This window comes from Serratia sp. LACPHL-BACT-2024-00286, from assembly GCF_043109535.1.
GTDB classification, from domain to species: domain Bacteria; phylum Pseudomonadota; class Gammaproteobacteria; order Enterobacterales; family Enterobacteriaceae; genus Serratia; species Serratia sarumanii.
This window is the reverse complement of sequence record NZ_JBICNA010000004.1, coordinates 218129-236688: the sequence shown is the minus strand read 5'-3', so window position 1 is coordinate 236688 and position 18560 is coordinate 218129. Positions and strand designations below refer to the sequence as shown.

General features: G+C 60.0%; 16 protein-coding genes and 1 pseudogene. 9 read left to right on the top strand and 8 right to left on the bottom strand.

The window, feature by feature from the left end:
- Window positions 1-2 precede the first annotated feature (2 nt).
- Complete coding sequence (brnQ, locus tag ACF8MC_RS13765) at window positions 3-1325, bottom strand: branched-chain amino acid transport system II carrier protein (protein ID WP_060388353.1); 1323 nt, start codon at window positions 1323-1325, stop codon at window positions 3-5.
- A 593-nt stretch (window positions 1326-1918) separates the two neighbouring features.
- On the opposite strand from brnQ, the gene ACF8MC_RS13760 reads away from it, so the two are divergent.
- From ACF8MC_RS13760 to fbaA, 7 genes and pseudogenes are all read left to right on the top strand, one after another.
- Window positions 1919-3007 (top strand): ABC transporter substrate-binding protein, encoded by a 1089-nt coding sequence (locus ACF8MC_RS13760; protein WP_039567916.1) that lies wholly within the window; start codon window positions 1919-1921, stop codon window positions 3005-3007.
- A gap of 78 nt (window positions 3008-3085) precedes the next feature.
- Entirely contained in the window at window positions 3086-4855 is a 1770-nt protein-coding gene (locus ACF8MC_RS13755) for an iron ABC transporter permease (RefSeq protein ID WP_033635883.1), read from the top strand.
- Entirely contained in the window at window positions 4848-5918 is a 1071-nt protein-coding gene (locus ACF8MC_RS13750) for an ABC transporter ATP-binding protein (protein WP_164097731.1), read from the top strand. Before ACF8MC_RS13755 ends, ACF8MC_RS13750 begins: the two co-directional genes overlap by 8 nt.
- A 66-nt stretch (window positions 5919-5984) precedes the next feature.
- Window positions 5985-6110: pseudogene (locus ACF8MC_RS13745) on the top strand (LysR family transcriptional regulator); the annotation flags it as partial.
- Window positions 6111-6422: 312 nt separating this feature from the next.
- Window positions 6423-7439, top strand: a complete 1017-nt coding sequence (gene epd, locus ACF8MC_RS13740) for an erythrose-4-phosphate dehydrogenase (RefSeq protein ID WP_004931582.1) — start codon at window positions 6423-6425, stop codon at window positions 7437-7439.
- Between the two features lie 70 nt (window positions 7440-7509).
- Complete coding sequence (pgk, locus tag ACF8MC_RS13735; RefSeq protein ID WP_028127700.1) at window positions 7510-8673, top strand: phosphoglycerate kinase; 1164 nt, start codon at window positions 7510-7512, stop codon at window positions 8671-8673.
- 116 nt (window positions 8674-8789) lie between these two features.
- Window positions 8790-9869, top strand: a complete 1080-nt coding sequence (gene fbaA / locus ACF8MC_RS13730) for a class II fructose-bisphosphate aldolase (RefSeq protein ID WP_025304179.1) — start codon at window positions 8790-8792, stop codon at window positions 9867-9869.
- Between the two features lie 56 nt (window positions 9870-9925).
- Here fbaA and ACF8MC_RS13725 read toward each other — a convergent pair whose 3' ends face one another.
- Window positions 9926-10594, bottom strand: coding sequence for a DUF1345 domain-containing protein (locus ACF8MC_RS13725; RefSeq protein ID WP_033635872.1), 669 nt, complete (start codon window positions 10592-10594; stop codon window positions 9926-9928).
- Window positions 10595-10799: 205 nt separating this feature from the next.
- Between ACF8MC_RS13725 and mscS the strand changes: the two genes are divergently transcribed.
- Window positions 10800-11666: a small-conductance mechanosensitive channel MscS gene (gene mscS, locus ACF8MC_RS13720; protein WP_060431101.1), complete on the top strand. Its 867-nt coding sequence runs from the start codon at window positions 10800-10802 to the stop codon at window positions 11664-11666.
- 83 nt (window positions 11667-11749) lie between these two features.
- Here the strand turns inward: mscS and ACF8MC_RS13715 are convergent, their stop codons facing one another.
- The 3 genes from ACF8MC_RS13715 to ACF8MC_RS13705 all read right to left on the bottom strand — a co-directional run bounded on the left by ACF8MC_RS13715 (window position 11750) and on the right by ACF8MC_RS13705 (window position 15305).
- The gene (locus ACF8MC_RS13715) at window positions 11750-13099 is read right to left on the bottom strand and encodes an aromatic acid/H+ symport family MFS transporter (RefSeq protein WP_164105259.1); all 1350 of its coding nucleotides are present in this window, start codon (window positions 13097-13099) and stop codon (window positions 11750-11752) included.
- Between the two features lie 171 nt (window positions 13100-13270).
- A complete protein-coding gene (locus tag ACF8MC_RS13710) occupies window positions 13271-14302 on the bottom strand; it encodes a methionine synthase (RefSeq protein WP_033649411.1) in 1032 nt (343 codons plus the stop codon).
- 25 nt (window positions 14303-14327) lie between these two features.
- Entirely contained in the window at window positions 14328-15305 is a 978-nt protein-coding gene (locus ACF8MC_RS13705; RefSeq protein ID WP_033635868.1) for a DUF1852 domain-containing protein, read from the bottom strand.
- 316 nt (window positions 15306-15621) lie between these two features.
- Between ACF8MC_RS13705 and ACF8MC_RS13700 the strand changes: the two genes are divergently transcribed.
- Window positions 15622-16161 carry a DUF2058 domain-containing protein gene (locus tag ACF8MC_RS13700; RefSeq protein ID WP_033635867.1) on the top strand — a complete coding sequence of 180 codons (540 nt, stop codon included), beginning with the start codon at window positions 15622-15624 and terminating at the stop codon, window positions 16159-16161.
- Window positions 16162-16168: 7 nt separating this feature from the next.
- Here ACF8MC_RS13700 and ACF8MC_RS13695 read toward each other — a convergent pair whose 3' ends face one another.
- The 3 genes from ACF8MC_RS13695 to ACF8MC_RS13685 all read right to left on the bottom strand — a co-directional run bounded on the left by ACF8MC_RS13695 (window position 16169) and on the right by ACF8MC_RS13685 (window position 18560).
- Window positions 16169-16867, bottom strand: coding sequence for an RluA family pseudouridine synthase (locus tag ACF8MC_RS13695; RefSeq protein ID WP_164105260.1), 699 nt, complete (start codon window positions 16865-16867; stop codon window positions 16169-16171).
- Between the two features lie 143 nt (window positions 16868-17010).
- Entirely contained in the window at window positions 17011-17706 is a 696-nt protein-coding gene (araD, locus tag ACF8MC_RS13690) for an L-ribulose-5-phosphate 4-epimerase (RefSeq protein WP_103773075.1), read from the bottom strand.
- The gene (locus ACF8MC_RS13685) at window positions 17700-18560 is read right to left on the bottom strand and encodes an L-ribulose-5-phosphate 3-epimerase (protein ID WP_164064131.1); all 861 of its coding nucleotides are present in this window, start codon (window positions 18558-18560) and stop codon (window positions 17700-17702) included. Before ACF8MC_RS13685 ends, araD begins: the two co-directional genes overlap by 7 nt.

Genomic DNA, 18560 nt, shown 5'->3' with positions numbered 1-18560 from the left:
GGTTACGACGCGGCGTTGGCGCTTTCGACGCTGCGCAACCGGTCGTAAGCCGCCGCCAGCAACAGCACCAGCAGCGTAGGCTGCAGCCAGACCAGACCCTGTTCGGCCAGCGGCAGCTTATCGAACCAGGCGGGCAGCAGGCCGCTGAAGCTGGAGGCCTTCAGGCCGTCGGCGAGGCCAAACACCAGGCTGGTGGCGATCACCGGCGCGAAGACGCGCTTGGCGCTGCGCCAGTGGTTCTGACTGAAGCTGAGCAACACCAGCGCGATGCAGGGCGGATAGATCGCCGTCAGCACCGGCAGCGAGACGCGGATCAGATTGGCCAGCCCCATGTTGGAGACCAGCATGGCGAAGAGGGCGAGGATGACCACCAGCGCGCGGTAAGAGAGCGGCAGGTAGCGGGAGAAGAAGTCCGCGCAGGCGCAGGTCATGCCGACCGCCGTCACCAGGCAGGCGATGAACATCAGCACCGCCATAAAGATGCTGCCCAGATCGCCGAAGGTGTGCTGCACATAGGCGTGCAGGATCGCCGCGCCATCCTGAGCGCCACTCTCGACCAGGCCGCCGCTGCCGGCGCCGAGCTTGAACATGCAGATATAGACCAGCGTCAGGCCGACGCCGGCGATCAGGCTGGCCCACAGGGTGTAGCGCAGCAGCAGGCCGCTGTCGCTGACGCCGCGCGAGCGGGCGGCGGTGACGATAATCGAGCCGAACATCAGCGCCGACAGCGTGTCCATGGTTTGATACCCCTGCACGAAGCCGGTGGAAAACGCCGCTGCCTGATAGCTGCCGACGGCGGAGACCGGTTCACCGGCGGGCCAAACCAGGGCGGCGATGCCGAGCGCGGCCAGCGCCAGAATTTTTAGCGGCGCCAGAATATGGCCGACGTTATCGAGCAAGCGGCCGGGATACAGCGAGACGATCATCGCCAGGGTAAAGAACAGCAGGCTGTAGATGAACTGCGGCAGGGCGCCGTCGCCGGTGAAGGGCGCGATGCCGAGGGCGAAAGAGACATTGGCGGTTCGCGGCGTGGCGAACAGCGGGCCGAGCGCCAGATAGCAGACGGTCGCCAACAGCAGGCCGGCGGTGCGGCCGATGGGGCCGGTCAGCAGGCTGATGCTGCCGCCGACGCGCGCCAGCGCGATCACGGCGATCACCGGCAAGGCGACAGCGGTCACCATAAAACCGAGGGCGGCCGGCCACAGATGCTCGCCGGACTGCAGCCCCACCAGCGGGGGGAAAATGATGTTGCCGGCGCCGACAAACAGGGCGAAGGTCATAAAGCCCAGGGCGATAATGTCTTTCGGGGATAAACTCTTGGTCATAACGGTATGGCACTGCCTGTATTCATGAAATAAACGGCCTGGCTGCGGATGGAGAACCGCAGAGGGCAGGCGCAGGGGGCCGCGAGCGCCCGCAAAATTTTCGTCCGGCAGGATATAATAATTCGGCGACAAAAACCTGATTAATCCAGCGCTGTTTATCCTGGCGTGAACCGGCCGCACAGAGGGATCATGGCGACCGGCTCGGCAGGGCTTTAGCTTGCGCGCGCCACCCTGTCTATCGACAGCGGGATTTCGATATGCGGTTTGAAAGAGTCATAGGCGAAAGAGACATGGCCGTCTTCGACCGGTTTGCGGGTGAAAAAGATCGGCATATCGCGGGTTGAATGCCGGCGTTTGTCCTGAAGTTTCCAAGATCGCCATCGTACAGCGAATTCGCCTGCTGCGGCGCTCTTGCCTGGCCGAATAGTCTGCAACAGAAAGTGCCGCAAAGCCCGCGCTGCCGGGCTTTTTTGTTGGCTAAAAAATGTCCAACCTCACAAAACCGAAAGATAACAAAGCAACGCCGTTGCCTCGTTGCAGTTATTAACTATATGTTAATTTTTGGTTTATTAAATGTGATCAGGGGATGGATGATGATGAAAAAAATCAGCGCGACCGTAGCTGCAATCACCTTACTGGGCTCCGTTTCCGCCTATGCGGCCTTCCCGGCGGGCTACCCCGCCGACTATCAGAAATGGGTCGACGGCGCGAAGAAAGAAGGCAAGGTGGTGATTTACTCGACCACCGACACCAAGGCGGCGGCGCCGCTGATCCAGGGGTTCGAGGCGTTGTATCCGGGCATCAAGGTGGAATACAACGACATGAACAGCACCGAACTCTATAACCGCTTCATCAGCGAGCAGGCGGCCGGCGGCACCAGCGGCGACGTGGTGTGGAGCTCGTCGATGGACACCATTTTGAAACTGGCGGGCGATTACGCGCAGGAGTATGCCTCCCCTGAGCAGGCCCAGCTGCCGAAATGGGCGGTATGGCAAGATAAAGTGTATGGCACCACCTATGAGCCGGTGGTGTTTATCTATAACAAACGCCTGATCCCGCAAGGCGATGTGCCGGATTCGCACGCGGCGCTGGCCAAGCTGATCGCCGGCCAGACGGACAAATTCAAGAAGAAAGTCACCACGTACGACATCGAAAAATCCGGCGTCGGCTTCATGCTGTCGGTGCAGGACTTCAAGGCCGATCCCAACTACTTCAAAACGCTGGCCGACGTGGCCAAGGGCGGGCTGGCGGTGCAATCCTCCACCGGCACCATGATGGAGCGCGTCTCCTCCGGTGAAAACCTGATCGGCTTCAATATCCTCGGTTCGTACGCCGAGGCCCGCGCCAAGAGCGACCCGTCGCTCGGCATCGTCTATCCGAAAGACTATACCCTGGTGCTGTCGCGCGTGAGCTTCATCAGCAAAGAGGCCGGCAACCCTAACGCCGCCAAGCTGTGGTTCGACTACGTGCTGTCGGAGAAAGGGCAAAGTATTCTCGCCAATCAGGCGGATATCCCCTCGATCCGCAACGACATCGAAGGCAAGAACGACATCGACGGCATGACCAAGCTGTTGGGTAACGCGCTCAAGCCGATCCCGGTCGACGACAGCCTGCTGGAATATCTGCAGCCGGCCAAACGCCTCGACTACATCAAACAGTGGCGCGCCGCCGCGGCGAAATAACAGGGACTGCATTCGGACGCGCGCCTGCCTTATAGGCGCGCGCCCTTTGGTCGTCGTTTACAACCATAGGGAGCATTTATGCAAGCATGGCGCAGAAAGTGGCAGAGCCTGCCGCGCGGCCTGGTGGTGTTGATAACCGCGCTGGTTATCTATGTCCCCCTGTCGTTTATCATCATTCAAAGCTTCCTCTCGGCACCGTTTTTCTCTCCCTCCAAGGTCTTCAGCCTGGAGGCCTTCGAGTTCATCTTTACCGATCCGGATTTCTACAAAGCGCTGAAGAGCGGCTTTATTTTGGCATTCGGCCTGGTGATCATCGCCATCCCCCTCGGTGGCATTTTGGCCTTCCTGATGGTGCGCACCGATCTGCCGGGGCGGCGGATCATCGAGCCGCTGATTCTGGTGCCGATCTTCGTGTCGCCGATGGTGCTGGGCTTCGGCTACGTGGTGGCGGCGGGGCCGGTGGGCTTCTTCTCGCTGTGGGCGCAGGCGCTGCTGGGCTTCGTGCCGTGGAACATCTATTCGATGGCCAGCATCGTGGTGATAGCCGGATTGACGCACGTGCCCCACGCGTATCTGTACATCTCCTCGGCGCTGCGCAGCGTGGGCTCCGACGTTGAAGAAGCGGCGCGCACCGCCGGCGCCACGCCGCTGCAGGTGATGACCGCCGTCAGCCTGCCGATGGTGCGGCCGTCTATCCTGTACGCCGGGGTGCTGCTGTTCTTCCTCGGGCTGGAAGTGTTCGGCCTGATGCTGGTGCTGGGGGATCCGGAGGGCAATCTGGTGCTGGCGACCTACCTGTACCAGTTGACCAACAAGCTGGGCACGCCGTCTTACCACCTGATGGCGGCGGTGGCGGTGGTGCTGATCTGCATCACCATTCCGCTGGTGATGCTGCAGCGCCGGCTGATGCGCACCGCCAACCGCTTCGTTACCGTCAAGGGCAAAGCCTCGCAGGCCCGTGCGCTGCCGCTGGGCAAATGGCGCTGGGTGGCCGGCGCGGTGGTGGTGTTCTGGCTGACCGTGACCATCGGCGTGCCGCTGATCGGCGTGGTGCTGCGCGCCTTTATCTCCAACTGGGGCGTGGGCGTGTCAGTCTGGGACGAGCTGTCGATCAACACCTTCCGCACCATCTGGGCGCAGCCCAACCTGCTGCGCGCCATCGTCAACTCAATGGCGATTGGGGTGATTGGCGGGGCGCTGGCGGTGGCGTGCTATCTGTTCATCGGCATCGCCATGCACCGCAAGCCGGATGGCGCCACGCGCTTCCTCGACTACAGCGTGCTGGTGCCGCGCGCGGTGCCGGGGCTGCTGGCCGGTCTGGCGTTCCTGTGGGTGTTTCTGTTCCTGCCGATGTGGCTGGACAAATCGCTCAAGGAGGGCTGGCTGTCGGCGCTGCCGATGGCCGAGTGGCTGCGTGCTAACTGGATTGTCTGGCTGCGTTCGCTGCGCAGCACCATCTTCAGCGTCTGGCTGGCGTACACCGTGGTGTGGATGGCTTACGGCCTGCGGCTGATCTCTTCCACGCTGCTGCAGGTGGGGCCGGAACTGGAGGAGGCGGCGCGCAGCGCCGGCGCCAGCCGCGGCCAGATCACTCGCCACGTCACCATTCCGCTGTCGCGCTACGGCCTGATCGGCTCCTGGCTGCTGATGTTCCTGATTTTTGAACGCGAATACTCCACCGGGGTGTATCTGCTGTCTCCGGGCACGGAAACCATCGGCTCGATGCTGGTTTCCCTGTGGGCCGCGGGCGCTATCGATATCGTCGCCGCGCTGTCGTTCATCAATATCCTGCTGGTGGTGCTGGGGTTAGGGATCGCCTTGCGCTTTGGAGTGAAATTACATGATTGAACTTTCGGTAGAGAATCTGCATTTGACCTATGGCGACAACCCGGTGCTGAAAGGGGTGTCGATGGATCTGAAACGGGGCGAAGTGGTCTCGCTGCTGGGCCCGTCGGGCAGCGGCAAAACCACGCTGCTGCGGGCGGTGGCCGGGCTGGAGAAACCGAGCCAGGGCCGGATCGTCATCGGCAACAGCGCGGTGTACAACGGCAGCGCACGCAGCGAAATCCCCGCCGAAGAGCGCAATCTGGGGCTGGTGTTTCAGTCCTACGCGCTGTGGCCGCATAAAACGGTGTTTGAGAACGTCGCTTACCCGCTGAAGCTGCGTAAGATCGCCTCGGCGGAAATCACCCAACGGGTGCAGGCGGTGCTGGATCAGCTCGGGTTGGGGCATCTGGCCAAACGCCATCCGCACCAGCTATCCGGCGGCCAGCAGCAGCGCGTGGCGATTGGGCGTGCGCTGGTCTACAACCCGCCGGTGATCCTGCTGGACGAGCCGCTGTCCAACCTTGACGCCAAGCTGCGCGAAGAGGCGCGGGTATTCCTGCGCGAATTGATCATCAAGCTTGGCCTGTCGGCGCTGATGGTGACTCACGATCAGAACGAGGCGATGGCCATTTCCGATCGCATCCTGCTGCTCAATAACGGCAAAATCGAGCAGCAGGGCACGCCACAGGAGATGTACGGTTCGCCCACCACGCTGTTCACCGCCGAGTTCATGGGCAGCAATAACCGCTTGCCGGGCAAGATCGTCGCGCTGGAAGGCGACCGGGCGCGCATCGAAGGCAAGGATTGGGCGCTGTGGGGCAAAGCGGGCGCAGGCGTGCAGGTCGGCCAGGAGGGCTCGGCGGTGATCCGCGTGGAGCGCGTGCGGTTGGGCGAAGATCCGCAGGGCAACCAGCTTGAGCTGCCGCTGCTGACCAGCATGTATCTCGGCGATCGCTGGGAATACCTGTTCCGCACCGTGGCCGAGGATTTCGTGGTGCGCGCCTATGGCCACGAAGCGCGCGATCGGGCGCTGTGCCGGCTCTCCCTGCCGGCCGAGCATCTGTGGATATTCCCGAAAGCCTAATCAGGACGCCCGCAGACGCGGGCGCTCCGTTTACAGAGTTAAACCGCTAGCGGCGATCTTTTCCGGGCGGTGTACGTTTCCCGGCTGGCAACGTCGGCGAAAGTGCGGGTGACGGTCGAATTTTTGCGCGACTATTTCCGCAAGCACTACGGCGAAACGGGGCCGGCGAGTGAAAATCCGCCGCGGCCTTGAGGCCAAAAATGTGCGCCAGATCATCTTATGCTCGTAAAACTCCCCTCCGTTACTTGTGGAACTGTTGCACCTGTTCCTTTTGCCAAAACTTTGGTTTATGCTCAGCTGAAGCGTTTCAGTTGAAGCACTCTTCGACAGAAATGCCGATGTGACGGCGGTGAAAAGCCGCTGAAGCGCGGGAATAATGCAAACGCGGCGATTCACAGCGGGCGGTGCGATCCACTACTCTATGCGGGTTAGTGAGACAACCAGTCAGCGCCGGCCCGGCGCCGGTGAGTCAGCCCGGCGGGACGGCCCTTTTTCAGGAGCAGCATGACCATCCGCATAGCGATAAACGGCTTTGGCCGCATCGGCCGCAGCGTATTGCGCGCACTGTACGAATCGGGACGACGGGCGGAAATTTCCGTGGTGGCGATCAACGAGCTGGCGAATGCCGAGGGCATGGCTCATCTGCTGAAGTACGATTCCAGCCACGGCCGCTTCGCCTGGGATGTGCGGCAAGAGTGCGACACGCTGAGCGTCGGGGACGACGCGATTCGCCTGTTGCATCAGCCGGCGGTGGAGCAGTTGCCCTGGGGCGAGCTGGGCGTCGACGTGGTGCTGGACTGCAGCGGCGTGTACGGCAGCCGGGCGGATGGCGAAGCCCATCTGGCGGCGGGGGCGAAGAAAGTGCTGTTCGCCCATCCGGGCGGCAACGATCTGGACGCCACCATCGTGTTCGGCGTCAACCATCAGACGCTGTTGGCGGAACATCGCATCGTGTCCAACGCCTCGTGCACCACCAACTGCATTATTCCGGTGATCAAGCTGCTGGACGACGCCTACAGCATCGAATCCGGCACAGTGACCACCATTCACTCGGCGATGAACGATCAGCCGGTGATCGACGCGTATCACGCGGATTTGCGGCGCACCCGCGCGGCGAGCCAGTCGATCATTCCGGTCGACACCAAGCTGGCCGCGGGCATCACCCGTATCTTCCCGCAGTTTTGCGATCGCTTCGAGGCGATCTCGGTGCGCGTGCCGACCATCAACGTGACGGCTATCGATCTCAGCGTCAGCGTGAGCGCCGCGGTGAAGGTGGCGGAGGTCAACCAGCTGTTGCAAAAGGCCGCACGGGAATCATTTCGTGGTATAGTTGACTACACGGAATTACCATTGGTCTCGATCGATTTTAACCATGACCCGCACAGCGCTATCGTCGACGGTACGCAGACCCGGGTCAGCGGGCAGCACCTGATAAAGACCTTGGTCTGGTGCGACAATGAATGGGGCTTTGCCAATCGGATGTTGGATACAACACGGGCAATGGCCGCCAGCGGTTTCTAGTACGGCGGCGCCGGCGTGATTGGCGCGCTGCTCAGGCAATTTTATAGAGATTCAATAAAGAGGGTTCACCATGTCTGTAATTAAGATGACCGATCTGGATCTGGCGGGTAAACGCGTACTGATCCGCTCCGATCTGAACGTGCCGGTAAAAGACGGTAAAGTGACTTCCGACGCGCGTATCCGCGCTTCCCTGCCGACTATCGAAGCTGCGCTGAAGCAAGGCGCCCGCGTGATGGTAACCTCCCACCTGGGTCGTCCTACCGAAGGCGAGTACAACGAAGAATTCTCCCTGCTGCCTGTTGTTAACTACCTGAAAGAACACCTGAAATCCCCAGTGCGTCTGGCGAAGGATTATCTGGATGGCGTCGACGTCGCCGAAGGCGAACTGGTGGTGCTGGAAAACGTCCGTTTCAACAAGGGCGAGAAGAAAGACGACGAAACCCTGTCCAAGAAATACGCGGCGCTGTGCGACGTGTACGTAATGGACGCGTTCGGCACCGCGCACCGCGCGCAGGCTTCCACCCACGGCGTGGGCAAGTTCGCGCCCGTCGCCTGTGCCGGCCCGCTGCTGTCCGCCGAGCTGGAAGCGCTGGGCAAGGCCCTGGGCAACCCGGCCCGTCCGATGGTCGCCATCGTGGGCGGTTCTAAAGTCTCCACCAAACTGACCGTGCTGGATTCCCTGTCCAAAATCGCCGATCAGCTGATCGTCGGCGGCGGCATCGCCAACACCTTCGTGGCGGCGCAGGGCAACAACGTGGGCCAGTCCCTGTACGAACCTGACCTGATCCCGAACGCGCAGAAACTGCTGGAAACCTGCGACATCCCGGTTCCGACCGACGTGCGCGTAGCGACCGAGTTCTCCGAAACCGCGACCGCGACCGTGAAGCAGGCCAACGAAATCCAGGACAACGAGCAAATTCTGGATATGGGCGACGTCTCTGCCGAGCGTTTGGCCGTTATCCTGAAGAACGCCAAGACCATTCTGTGGAATGGCCCGGTTGGCGTATTCGAGTTCCCTAACTTCCGTAAGGGCACCGAAATTGTCGCCCGCGCGATCGCCGATAGCGACGCTTTCTCTATCGCTGGCGGCGGCGACACTCTGGCAGCCATCGATCTGTTCGGTATCGCTGACAAAATTTCCTACATCTCCACCGGCGGTGGCGCATTCCTGGAATTCGTTGAAGGGAAACCGCTGCCTGCAGTCGTGATGCTGGAAGAGCGCGCTAAGCAGTAATTCAGACAACGGGAGGCGAAAGCCGCCCGTTTGTTTTATACCGCGCGGCTCACGCTGCGCGGCGTGAAAACATCGATTTACATCCATCTACGGCCGACGAAACAGGACAAAGTAACATGTCTAAAATTTTTGATTTCGTAAAACCGGGTGTCATCACGGGTGATGACGTTCAGAAAGTCTTCGCAGTTGCTAAAGAGAACAACTTTGCGCTGCCAGCGGTAAACTGCGTGGGTACCGACTCCATTAACGCAGTGCTGGAAGCCGCGGCTAAAGTGCGCGCGCCGGTCATCGTTCAGTTCTCCAACGGCGGCGCCGCGTTCATCGCCGGCAAAGGCGTGAAGACCGATGTGCCTCAGGGCGCAGCGATTCTGGGCGCCATCTCCGGCGCACACCACGTTCACCAGATGGCTGAACACTACGGCGTGCCGGTGATCCTGCACACCGACCACTGCGCGAAGAAACTGCTGCCATGGCTGGACGGCCTGCTGGACGCCGGCGAGAAGCACTTCGCCGCTACCGGCAAACCGCTGTTCTCTTCCCACATGATCGATCTGTCTGAAGAGTCTCTGGAAGAAAACATCGAGATCTGCAGCGCCTACCTGAAGCGCATGGCCAAAATCGGCATGACGCTGGAAATCGAACTGGGCTGCACCGGCGGTGAAGAAGATGGCGTGGACAACAGCCATATGGACGCATCCGCTCTGTACACCCAGCCGGAAGACGTGGCTTACGCGTACGAAAAACTGAACGCCATCAGCCCGCGCTTCACCATCGCTGCCTCCTTCGGTAACGTGCACGGCGTGTACAAGCCAGGCAACGTCAAGCTGACCCCGACCATCCTGCGTGATTCTCAGGACTACGTGTCCAAGAAATTCAACCTGCCGCACAACAGCCTGAACTTCGTGTTCCACGGCGGTTCCGGTTCTACCGACGCAGAGATCAAAGAGTCTGTGGGTTACGGCGTGATCAAGATGAACATCGACACCGACACCCAATGGGCGACCTGGGACGGCATCCTGCAGTACTACAAAGCGAATGAAGCTTACCTGCAGGGCCAGCTGGGCAACCCGAAAGGCGCCGATCAGCCGAACAAGAAATACTACGATCCACGCGTATGGCTGCGCGCAGCGCAGACCAGCATGGTGACGCGTCTGGAGCAGGCTTTCAAAGATCTGAACGCGGTAGACGTTCTGTAATCTTCGGCACCTGTTGCACGATGCAAAAGGCTCCCTGCGGGGAGCCTTTTTCGTTTTCAGCCCAGCAGGCCGGCGCCGACGTTGATAGACAGGCCCAGGATCAGCATGTTGAACACGAACGAAATAACCGACTGTACGAGCGCGATTTTACGCACCTCCGCGGCGCCGACCGCCACGTCGGCGGTTTGCGAGGCGACCGCGATGGTGAAAGAGAAGTAGGCGAAGTCCAGATAGGTCGGCTCGGTGAGATTGCCGGGGAACAGCAGCGGCAAAGGCTCCTGCTGCGCACCCTGGCGATAAAATTGATGGGCGTAGTGCATGGTGAAGGCGGTCGGCAGCAGCAGCCAGGAGACCGCCAGCGTTCCGCCGGTTAACGCCAGATGCAGGGTTTTCAGCGAGTCGCTGGCCTGTTTGGCGCTGCTCAATTCGAACAGGATCGCCAGAATGCTCACCAGACAACCGAAACTGACCAGCGCCAACACCGTGCTGGCGCTTTCATCCTGTCGCCGGGCGATCTGGCGAATGTGCTGCGGCGTGCTGACCAGCATCAGCCGCCAGAGAAACAGCAGGTAGAGCCAGGCCAGCGTATTCCAGCCGATCATCAAGCGCTGCAGCAACGAGAGCTGGGCGGGCAGCAGCAGAAAGCACAACAGCCCGGCGCCGACAGAAAACAGCAGCCTGGGCCGCACTTGCCAATAATGTTTGAGCGAAGAGCGAATGTGCATGAAGAACGGATCCCTTGTCGTGAAATGGCCAACGCGCTGTTTTCAGCATAGAAGAAGCGGCGAGCGGTTTCGGCTATTTTTAACGCTGACGGTTGGCATGAGCCTTTAATGTTGGTTACCCTTAGGCGGTGGTTTCCGACTGGCTGCCGAGGCCAGTGTATTTTTGCGAGTTTCTCCCGTTAGGGACTGAGTTAGGACGACACGAATGAAAGATTTGAATGTAGTAGACGGCATCAACGGTGCCGGCAACTGGTTGGTGAAGAACCAGGATCTGTTGATCCAGTACGCGGTGAATATCGTCGCCGCCATCGTTATCCTGATCATCGGTTCGATCGTGGCTCGCGTGGTCGGCAATGCGCTGAACCGCGTGATGAAGCTGCGCGGCATCGACGCCACGGTGGCAGACTTCCTGGCGGCGATCGTGCGCTACGGCGTGCTGGCGTTCACCTTCATCGCCGTGCTGGGGCGTGTCGGCGTGCAGACCACCTCGGTGATCGCCGTGCTGGGCGCCGCCGGTTTGGCCGTCGGCCTGGCGCTGCAAGGCTCGCTGTCCAACTTCGCCGCCGGCGTGCTGCTGGTGATCTTCCGTCCGCTGCGCGTGGGGGAATATGTCGATCTGGGCGGCGTGGCCGGTACCGTCGATCAGGTGCAGATTTTTTCCACCACCCTGCGTACCGCAGACAACAAAACCATCGTGGTGCCGAACGGTAAAATCATCGCCGGCAACATCATCAACTACTCCCGCGAGCCGAACCGCCGCGTGGATATCGTGGTAGGCGTGGCCTACAACGCCGATATCGACGTGGTGAAGAAGGTGCTGGGCGATGTGATCGCCGCCGACAAGCGCATCATGCACGCCAAAGGCGTGACCGTGCGTCTGAACGAGATGGCGCCGTCTTCCCTGAACTTCGTCACCCGTTCCTGGACCACCAACGCGGAATACTGGAACGTGTACTTCGATCTGATGGAAAACTTCAAGCGCTCGCTGGATGCCCACAACATCGGCATTCCGTTCCCGCAGATGGACGTGCACCTGTATCGCACCGAAGACGCTTCCGCCAAGGCGGAATAACAGAGAAGGGGGCCTTGGCCCCCTTTTTTGATTACAGGCCGAGACATCTCCAAGGGCGTCTCGGCCTTTTCTTTTCCGCGAGTTCAGGCGCCGGCGACCGGCTTGGCGAGCGGCGCGCGGCGGCTCAGGCTGAGGCGATAGAGCAGGAAGATGGCGCCCGCGCCCAGCAGCGCCGGCAGCGCCAGCCAGAGGAAGAACACTTCCGCCGAGCCGGCGGCGGTCATCATCCAGGCGCCGAGCATCGAGCCGACGATCGAGCCGAAGCGGCCATTGGCCATGGCCCAGCTGACGCCGGTGACGCGGGCCGCGGTCGGATAAAGGGTGGCGGAAACCAGATTCAGGCCGTTCTGCGCGCCGGCCACGCCGAAGCCTATCAGGAACACGACGGCGGCCAGCGTGTAGACGTCGCCCATCAGATACCCGGTCGCGCCGATCACCAGCGCGGCCCCCAGGTAGGAGACGGCCAGCACGCGGTAGGGCCCGATCCGGTCCATCAGCAGCGCCATCAGGATGGCGCCCAGGGTGCCACCGAGCGGCACCATCGCCCCGATGCGCGAGGCGTGGGCGATATCGTAACCGGCGTCTTTAAGTATCGTCGGCAGCCAACTGGTAAGCAGGTAGAACACAAACAGCGAGCAGAAGAACGCCGCCCACAGCAGCAGGGTGCGCACGGCGCGTCCTTCGATAAACAGGTGCGAGATCGGCGACTTGGCCTGTGCCGGGCGCTCGTCATCGACAATGGTTATCCCCGTCCAACGTTGGCCGGTGATACGCTCGACCACCCGGCGCAGCCGATCGGCATGCCTGGCGCTGGCGGCCATAAAGCGCACCGATTCGGGCATCTGCCAGGCCAGCAGCGGCAGCAGCGCCAATGGCGCGATGCCGCCGACCAGCAGCACGCCGCGCCAGCCAAATGCAGGAATGATCTGCCCGGCCAGCAGGCCGCCCAGGGCCAAGCCGGCGGTAAAGCCGCTCCAGCTCAGGGTGACCATCAGCATGCGGCGGCGCGCCGGTGAGTACTCCGAGCTGAGGGTGATGCAGGTCGGTATCGCGCCTCCGAGGCCAATGCCGGTGATGAAGCGCAACAGGGTCAGGGATTCGATCGAATGCGTATAGGCCGAAGCCAGGGTGCAGCCGCCAAATACCAGCACCGCGACGAGCAGCACGCGTTTGCGGCCGATGGCGTCGGCGATCGGCCCGAACAGCAGGCTGCCGATCAGCAGGCCGAACAACCCCGCGCCGAAGGCGGGGGAGAGCTGCGAGGGCTGCAGGCCCCACTCTTCGCGCAGCGCCGGGGCGATATAGCCGATGATGGCGGTATCGAACCCGTCCAGCAGGGCGATCAGGAAACACAGGGTGAGGATGAGGATTTGATAAGGCGAGATCCTGGCGCGATCGATAATTTCGCTGATGCGAGCGGTATCTGGGCTCATGAGGGTTCCACTGTTATTAAGCTGGTGTGGGCTGGCTGAGGGGCCGTTCAGGCCGCTGTGGCTGGCATCGCGTAGAAATCCGAGTATACACCAGAGCGGGGGCGTTGCGGGGAGGGGGAGTCGATGATCATCGCCCGCCGCAGGAGGCTACTGCGGCGGGCGATGGCGCGATTATTTGGCCAGCAATTCTCGGCGCACGATCTCGGCGCCGGCACTCAAGGCATTCAGCTTGCCGCTGGCGACCTGACGAGGCAGGGGAGCCATGCCGCAGTTGGTCGACGGATAGAGCTTGTCGGCATCGACAAACTGCAGCGCTTTGCGCAGCGTAGCGGCCACTTCTTCCGGCGTCTCAACGGTATGATTCGCTACATCAATGGCACCGACCATCACTTTCTTACCGCGAATCAGTTCCAGCAGATCCATCGGGACGTGCGAGTTATGGCACTCCAGCGAGATAATATCGATGGTAGACGTTTGCAGCTTGGGGAACGCCTCTTCATATTGCCGCCACTCTGAGCCCAGCGTCTTTTTCCAGTCGGTATTGGCCTTAATGCCGTATCCATAGCAGATATGCACCGCCGTTTCACACTTAAGCCCTTCAACGGCCCTTTCCAGGGCGGCGATGCCCCAGTCATTCACCTCGTCAAAGAACACGTTAAATGCGGGCTCATCAAACTGAATAATGTCGACGCCGGCGGCCTCGAGCTCTTTGGCTTCCTGATTGAGGATCTTGGCGAACTCCCAGGCCAATTTCTCGCGGCTTTTATAGTGGTTGTCATAAAGCGTGTCGATCATGGTCATCGGCCCCGGCAGGGCCCATTTAATCGGCTGCTTGGTCAGCTGGCGTAAAAATTTGGCGTCTTCAACGAAAACGGGCTTTTGGCGCGCCACGGCACCCACGACGCTCGGCACGCTCGCCTCATAGCGATTGCGGATTTTAACCACTTCGCGTTTCTCGAAATCGACGCCGCTGAGGTGTTCGATAAACGTCGTGACGAAGTGCTGGCGCGTTTGCTCGCCATCGCTGACGATATCGATGCCGGCCTGTTGTTGTTCAGCCAGCGACAAACGCAGGGCATCCTGTTTCCCTTCGATTAATTCTTCATTTTGCAATTTCCAGGGCGACCACAGGGTTTCCGGTTGGGCCAGCCAGGAAGGTTTGGGCAAGCTGCCGGCGGTCGAGGTAGGGAGCAATATTTTCATAATAGATGACCTGTATTTAAGTGAATCAAAGCGCGTAGTGAGCAGACCATTGCTCAAGAATGGGCTTGTAGGGTTTGATAAATTGCTCTTCCGTAAATTTCCCCTGCTCAATCGCTAACTGGCTACGCTCTTCGCGATCGTAAACAATCTTGGTTAATGAATAGTCCTGGTTATTCAGGCTTGGCTGATAGCATTGCCCCGCCGCCGAGTTGGCATTGTAAATTTCAGGCCGATAGATTTTTTGGAAGGTCTCCATCGTGCTGATGGTGCCGATCAGCTCCAGATCGGTGTAATCGCTCAGCAAATCCCCGGGGAAATAAAACGCCAAGGGCGCGACGCTATTTTTCGGCATGAAATAGCGCACCTGCAGGCCCATTTTTTTAAAATACCGGTCGGTCAGCGAAGCGCCGTCTTGCCGATACTCGTCGCCCAACACCGGATGTTGATTGCCCGTCCGATGATAGGTGTCTTTGCTGGACACGCTGAGGCAGATCACCGGCGGTTTGCTGAAATTCTCATGGTATTCGTTTGAATTGACGAAGTGCTTAAAGATATTACCGTGCAAATCGCCGAAATCATTCGGGATAGTGAATTCCGCCGTGTTTTTATTGTGCGCCGGCAGCAAGACGCTAAAGTCATAATCGCGCACGTAAGACGAGAAATTGTTCCCGACGATGCCCTCAATTCGCTTTTGCGTTTTTTTATCGATGATGTTGGTTTTCAGGATTTCGATCACCGGGAAGCTGGCGCCCTGATCTTCAACGCGCATCTCCACCGAAATGATGTCAAGCTCAACCGAATAGCGGTCGGCCTTGGGGTTATCCCAATGCGCCAACGAATTGAAGCGATTGTTAATCATCACCAGCGTGTTGCGCAGGTTCTCCCGGCGGTTTTCCCCTCTGGCCAAATTGGCGAAGTTGGTGGTGATACGCGTACTTTCAGAAGGGTTATAATCTTCATCGAAAGAACTGCTCTTAATCGTAAAGGCAAAGTCTCTATTCATCGTCTTATAGCATCCTGTTATATGATATGAAGGCTGGATTTATCCATTTCTTTCAATGGGTTGTTTTTATCTTTTTTTATTCAGCCGATTTCATATTGTCTGTCGTTAATGAGGTCTATTTTTGCCAGAGTCCCGGTGGGAGTGAAAGAGACTTAATTTCATTACCACATGAGCGCTATTCATGATCTGGCGTTCGGACCGGTTGGCCGCCGTCGCCCTGCGGCGCAAACCGCCAACGTACCGGGCCGGCAACCTGGTGCAGCCTGAAAAATTACGGGTATAATCCCCCCATGATCCCACGGCTTCAGACACGAACATGACAAAACTCACCTTACAAGAGCAGATGCTCAAAGCGGGCTTGGTAACCAGCAAGAAAATGGCCAAAGTCCAAAGAACGGCTAAAAAATCACGCGTTCAGGCCCGCGAGGCCAGAGAGGCGGTGGAAGAGAATAAAAAGGCGCAGCTTGAGCGCGATAAGCAGCTGAACGAGCAGCAAAAGCAGGCCGCGCTGTCCAAAGAATACAAGGCGCAGGTGAAACAGCTGATCGAAATGAACCGCATCGTTCTGGCGAAAGGCGATATCGGTTTCAACTTCACCGACGGTAACCTGATCAAGAAAATCCTGGTGGATAAGGCGACGCAAACCCAGCTGATCAATGGCCGCCTCGCCATTGCACGCCTGGTGGTCGAGAACCGGGAAGAGTGTGAATACGCGATTATCCCCGCGAGCGTCGCCGATAAAATCGCGCAGCGCGATGCGGCCAGCATTGTGCTGCACAGCGCGCTGAGTCAGGAAGAACAGGATGAAGACGATCCGTACGCCGACTTTAAAGTGCCCGACGATTTGATGTGGTAAGCCGCGTTCAGAACGGCGCGGCGTGACGAGCGGCGATCCGCTCCCCGCTAATGGGGTGCACAAAGTCCAGCTCGCTGGCGTGCAGCATCAGCCGCGGCGTCTGTTCGGTACCTGGCAGCAGTCGCCCGCCATACAGGTCGCAGCCTAAAATAGGGTGGCCCAACTGCCGGCTGTGAATACGCAGCTGGTGGGTGCGCCCGGTCTCCGGGATGAGCTGCACCCGCGTCAGCGGCAGCGAGATCCCGTCCTCCGCTTCACGATAAAAACGCTCGACGACCCGATAGCGGGAGCGGGCGGGCTTGCCGTGGAGGGCGCAAATCGACATCAGCGGGAACAGCGCCGGATCTTTGGCGATCGCCGCGTCTATTACCCCTTCGTTATCCGCCAGATGGCCGCACAGCAGCGCGCTGTACACTTTGCCGACGGTGCGCTCGCTGAACTGCCGGCAGAGCGCGGCGTTGGCGGCCTTGTTGCGGGCCACCACCATCAAGCCGGACGTGCCGAAATCCAGGCGGTGCACCAGGGTGCAGCCGGGGAAGGTGTGTACCAGCCGATGGTGTACCGAATCGAGATTCTGCGGATTCTTGCCCGACAGGCTGAGCAGCCCGGCCGGCTTATTGATCAGCGCCAGATGATCGTCCTGATAGAGGATCTCTATTTGGTCATGGCATGGCGGGGCGATAAAGGTATCGGTGACAGTAGACATCGGGCGGCCGGCTGGAGGGTGGGTGCGGATGATAGCGAATTTTTCGCCGATGGGCGAATGCGGTTATCGTTATCACTGCGCCTCATGCCCGCTGGCACCCGATGCGGCAAAGCATCGGGCGCAACGATTATGGCCCTGGCGCGCTACTGCCCGTAGTAGGCGTTTTGGCCGTGTTTGCGCAGGTAGTGTTTGTCCAACAGTTCGCGCTGCATGCTGTGGATGCCCGGCGTCAGCTGGCGTGAGAAAATGCCCATGTAGGCAATTTCTTCCAGCACCACCGCATTATGCACCGCATTGTGGGCGTCTTTGCCCCAGGCGAAGGGGCCGTGGGCGTTGACCAGTACCGCTGGGATAGCGTTGGGATTGATATCGCGCCGGCGGAAGGTTTCGATAATCACCTTGCCGGTTTCCAGTTCGTAATCGTGCTCAATTTCATCCTGGGTCATCAGGCGCGTGCAGGGGATAGCGCCATAAAAATAGTCGGCGTGGGTGGTTCCCCAGGCGGGGATGTCCAGCCCGGCCTGCGCCCAGATGGTGGCGTGGCGGGAATGGGTGTGGACGATGCCGCCGATATCGGCAAATTCGCGGTACAGCGCCAGATGGGTGGCGGTGTCCGAGGACGGTTTCTTTGCCCCTTCGACGGTGCGGCCGCTGGCCAGATCGACCACCACCATATCCTCCGCCGACATATGCTCGTATTCAACGCCGGAAGGCTTGATCACCACCAGGCCGCGTTCGCGATCCACCGCGCTGACGTTGCCCCAGGTAAAGGTCACCAGCTTATGGCGCGGCAGATCGAGATTGGCCTCCAGCACCTGTTGTTTTAACTGAGTCAGCATGTCATGCCCCCTTGTTGCATTTTCTGTTCGATCCAGCGGCGGGCCTGAACGATCTCGGCCACCGGCTCCTCGGCTTTTTCTGTCCACATCTCAATCAGGAATGCGCCGCGGTAATTGAGGCGCTGCAGCGTGCGAAACACCTCGACGAAGTCGACGCAGCCTTCGCCAAACGGCACGTCACGGAATTGCCCCGGCGAAGCGGCGGTGACCGGGTAGGTGTCTTTCAGGTGAATGGCGGCGATGCGATCGATGCCCAGCTCCAGCTCGCGCGGCACGTCGTTGCCCCAGGCGCTGAGGTTGCCAACGTCCGGATACACCGTGAACCACGGCGAGGCCAGCAGGGCGTCCCAGGCTTTCCATTTACCGATCGAGTTCATAAAGGCGGTATCCATAATTTCCACCGCCAGCATCACCTGGGCGGCGGCGGCACGGTCTACCGCCCACTGCATGCCTTCGCTAAAGCGTGCCAGCGTCCCCTCGTCCTGCTCTTCGTAATACACGTCGTAGCCGGCCAGCTGGATGGTGCGGATACCGACGTCTTGGGCCAACTGAATGGCCTGTTCCATCACGTCAAAGGCGCGCTGGCGCAGCGCCGGATCGTGGCTGCCAAACGGAAAGCGCCGGTGGCCGGAGAGGCACATCGACGGGATGCGGATGCCGGTTTCCAGCATGGCGTCCACCAGCGCCAGGCGCTGCGCTTTGCTCCAGCTCAGGCGCGCCAGGCGTTCATCGCTTTCGTCCACTGACATTTCGACGAAGTCGAAACCGCAGGCCTTGGCCAGCGCCAGGCGTTCGGGCCAGCTCAGGTGTTTCGGCAGCGCCTTCTCGTAAATTCCCAACGGGTGCTGACGCAT

What these genes read in the sequence shown, in the direction of transcription:
- mscS (WP_060431101.1), top strand. Translation starts at nt 10,800, where the DNA reads ATGAAAGATTTGAATGTAGTAGACGGCATCAACGGTGCCGGCAACTGG.
- epd (WP_004931582.1), top strand. Translation starts at nt 6,423, where the DNA reads ATGACCATCCGCATAGCGATAAACGGCTTTGGCCGCATCGGCCGCAGC.
- ACF8MC_RS13715 (WP_164105259.1), bottom strand. Translation starts at nt 13,099, where the DNA reads ATGAGCCCAGATACCGCTCGCATCAGCGAAATTATCGATCGCGCCAGG.
- ACF8MC_RS13725 (WP_033635872.1), bottom strand. Translation starts at nt 10,594, where the DNA reads ATGCACATTCGCTCTTCGCTCAAACATTATTGGCAAGTGCGGCCCAGG.
- ACF8MC_RS13685 (WP_164064131.1), bottom strand. Translation starts at nt 18,560, where the DNA reads ATGCGTCAGCACCCGTTGGGAATTTACGAGAAGGCGCTGCCGAAACAC.
- fbaA (WP_025304179.1), top strand. Translation starts at nt 8,790, where the DNA reads ATGTCTAAAATTTTTGATTTCGTAAAACCGGGTGTCATCACGGGTGAT.
- ACF8MC_RS13755 (WP_033635883.1), top strand. Translation starts at nt 3,086, where the DNA reads ATGCAAGCATGGCGCAGAAAGTGGCAGAGCCTGCCGCGCGGCCTGGTG.
- ACF8MC_RS13750 (WP_164097731.1), top strand. Translation starts at nt 4,848, where the DNA reads ATGATTGAACTTTCGGTAGAGAATCTGCATTTGACCTATGGCGACAAC.
- brnQ (WP_060388353.1), bottom strand. Translation starts at nt 1,325, where the DNA reads ATGACCAAGAGTTTATCCCCGAAAGACATTATCGCCCTGGGCTTTATG.
- ACF8MC_RS13760 (WP_039567916.1), top strand. Translation starts at nt 1,919, where the DNA reads ATGATGAAAAAAATCAGCGCGACCGTAGCTGCAATCACCTTACTGGGC.
- pgk (WP_028127700.1), top strand. Translation starts at nt 7,510, where the DNA reads ATGTCTGTAATTAAGATGACCGATCTGGATCTGGCGGGTAAACGCGTA.
- ACF8MC_RS13695 (WP_164105260.1), bottom strand. Translation starts at nt 16,867, where the DNA reads ATGTCTACTGTCACCGATACCTTTATCGCCCCGCCATGCCATGACCAA.
- ACF8MC_RS13705 (WP_033635868.1), bottom strand. Translation starts at nt 15,305, where the DNA reads ATGAATAGAGACTTTGCCTTTACGATTAAGAGCAGTTCTTTCGATGAA.
- araD (WP_103773075.1), bottom strand. Translation starts at nt 17,706, where the DNA reads ATGCTGACTCAGTTAAAACAACAGGTGCTGGAGGCCAATCTCGATCTG.
- ACF8MC_RS13700 (WP_033635867.1), top strand. Translation starts at nt 15,622, where the DNA reads ATGACAAAACTCACCTTACAAGAGCAGATGCTCAAAGCGGGCTTGGTA.
- ACF8MC_RS13710 (WP_033649411.1), bottom strand. Translation starts at nt 14,302, where the DNA reads ATGAAAATATTGCTCCCTACCTCGACCGCCGGCAGCTTGCCCAAACCT.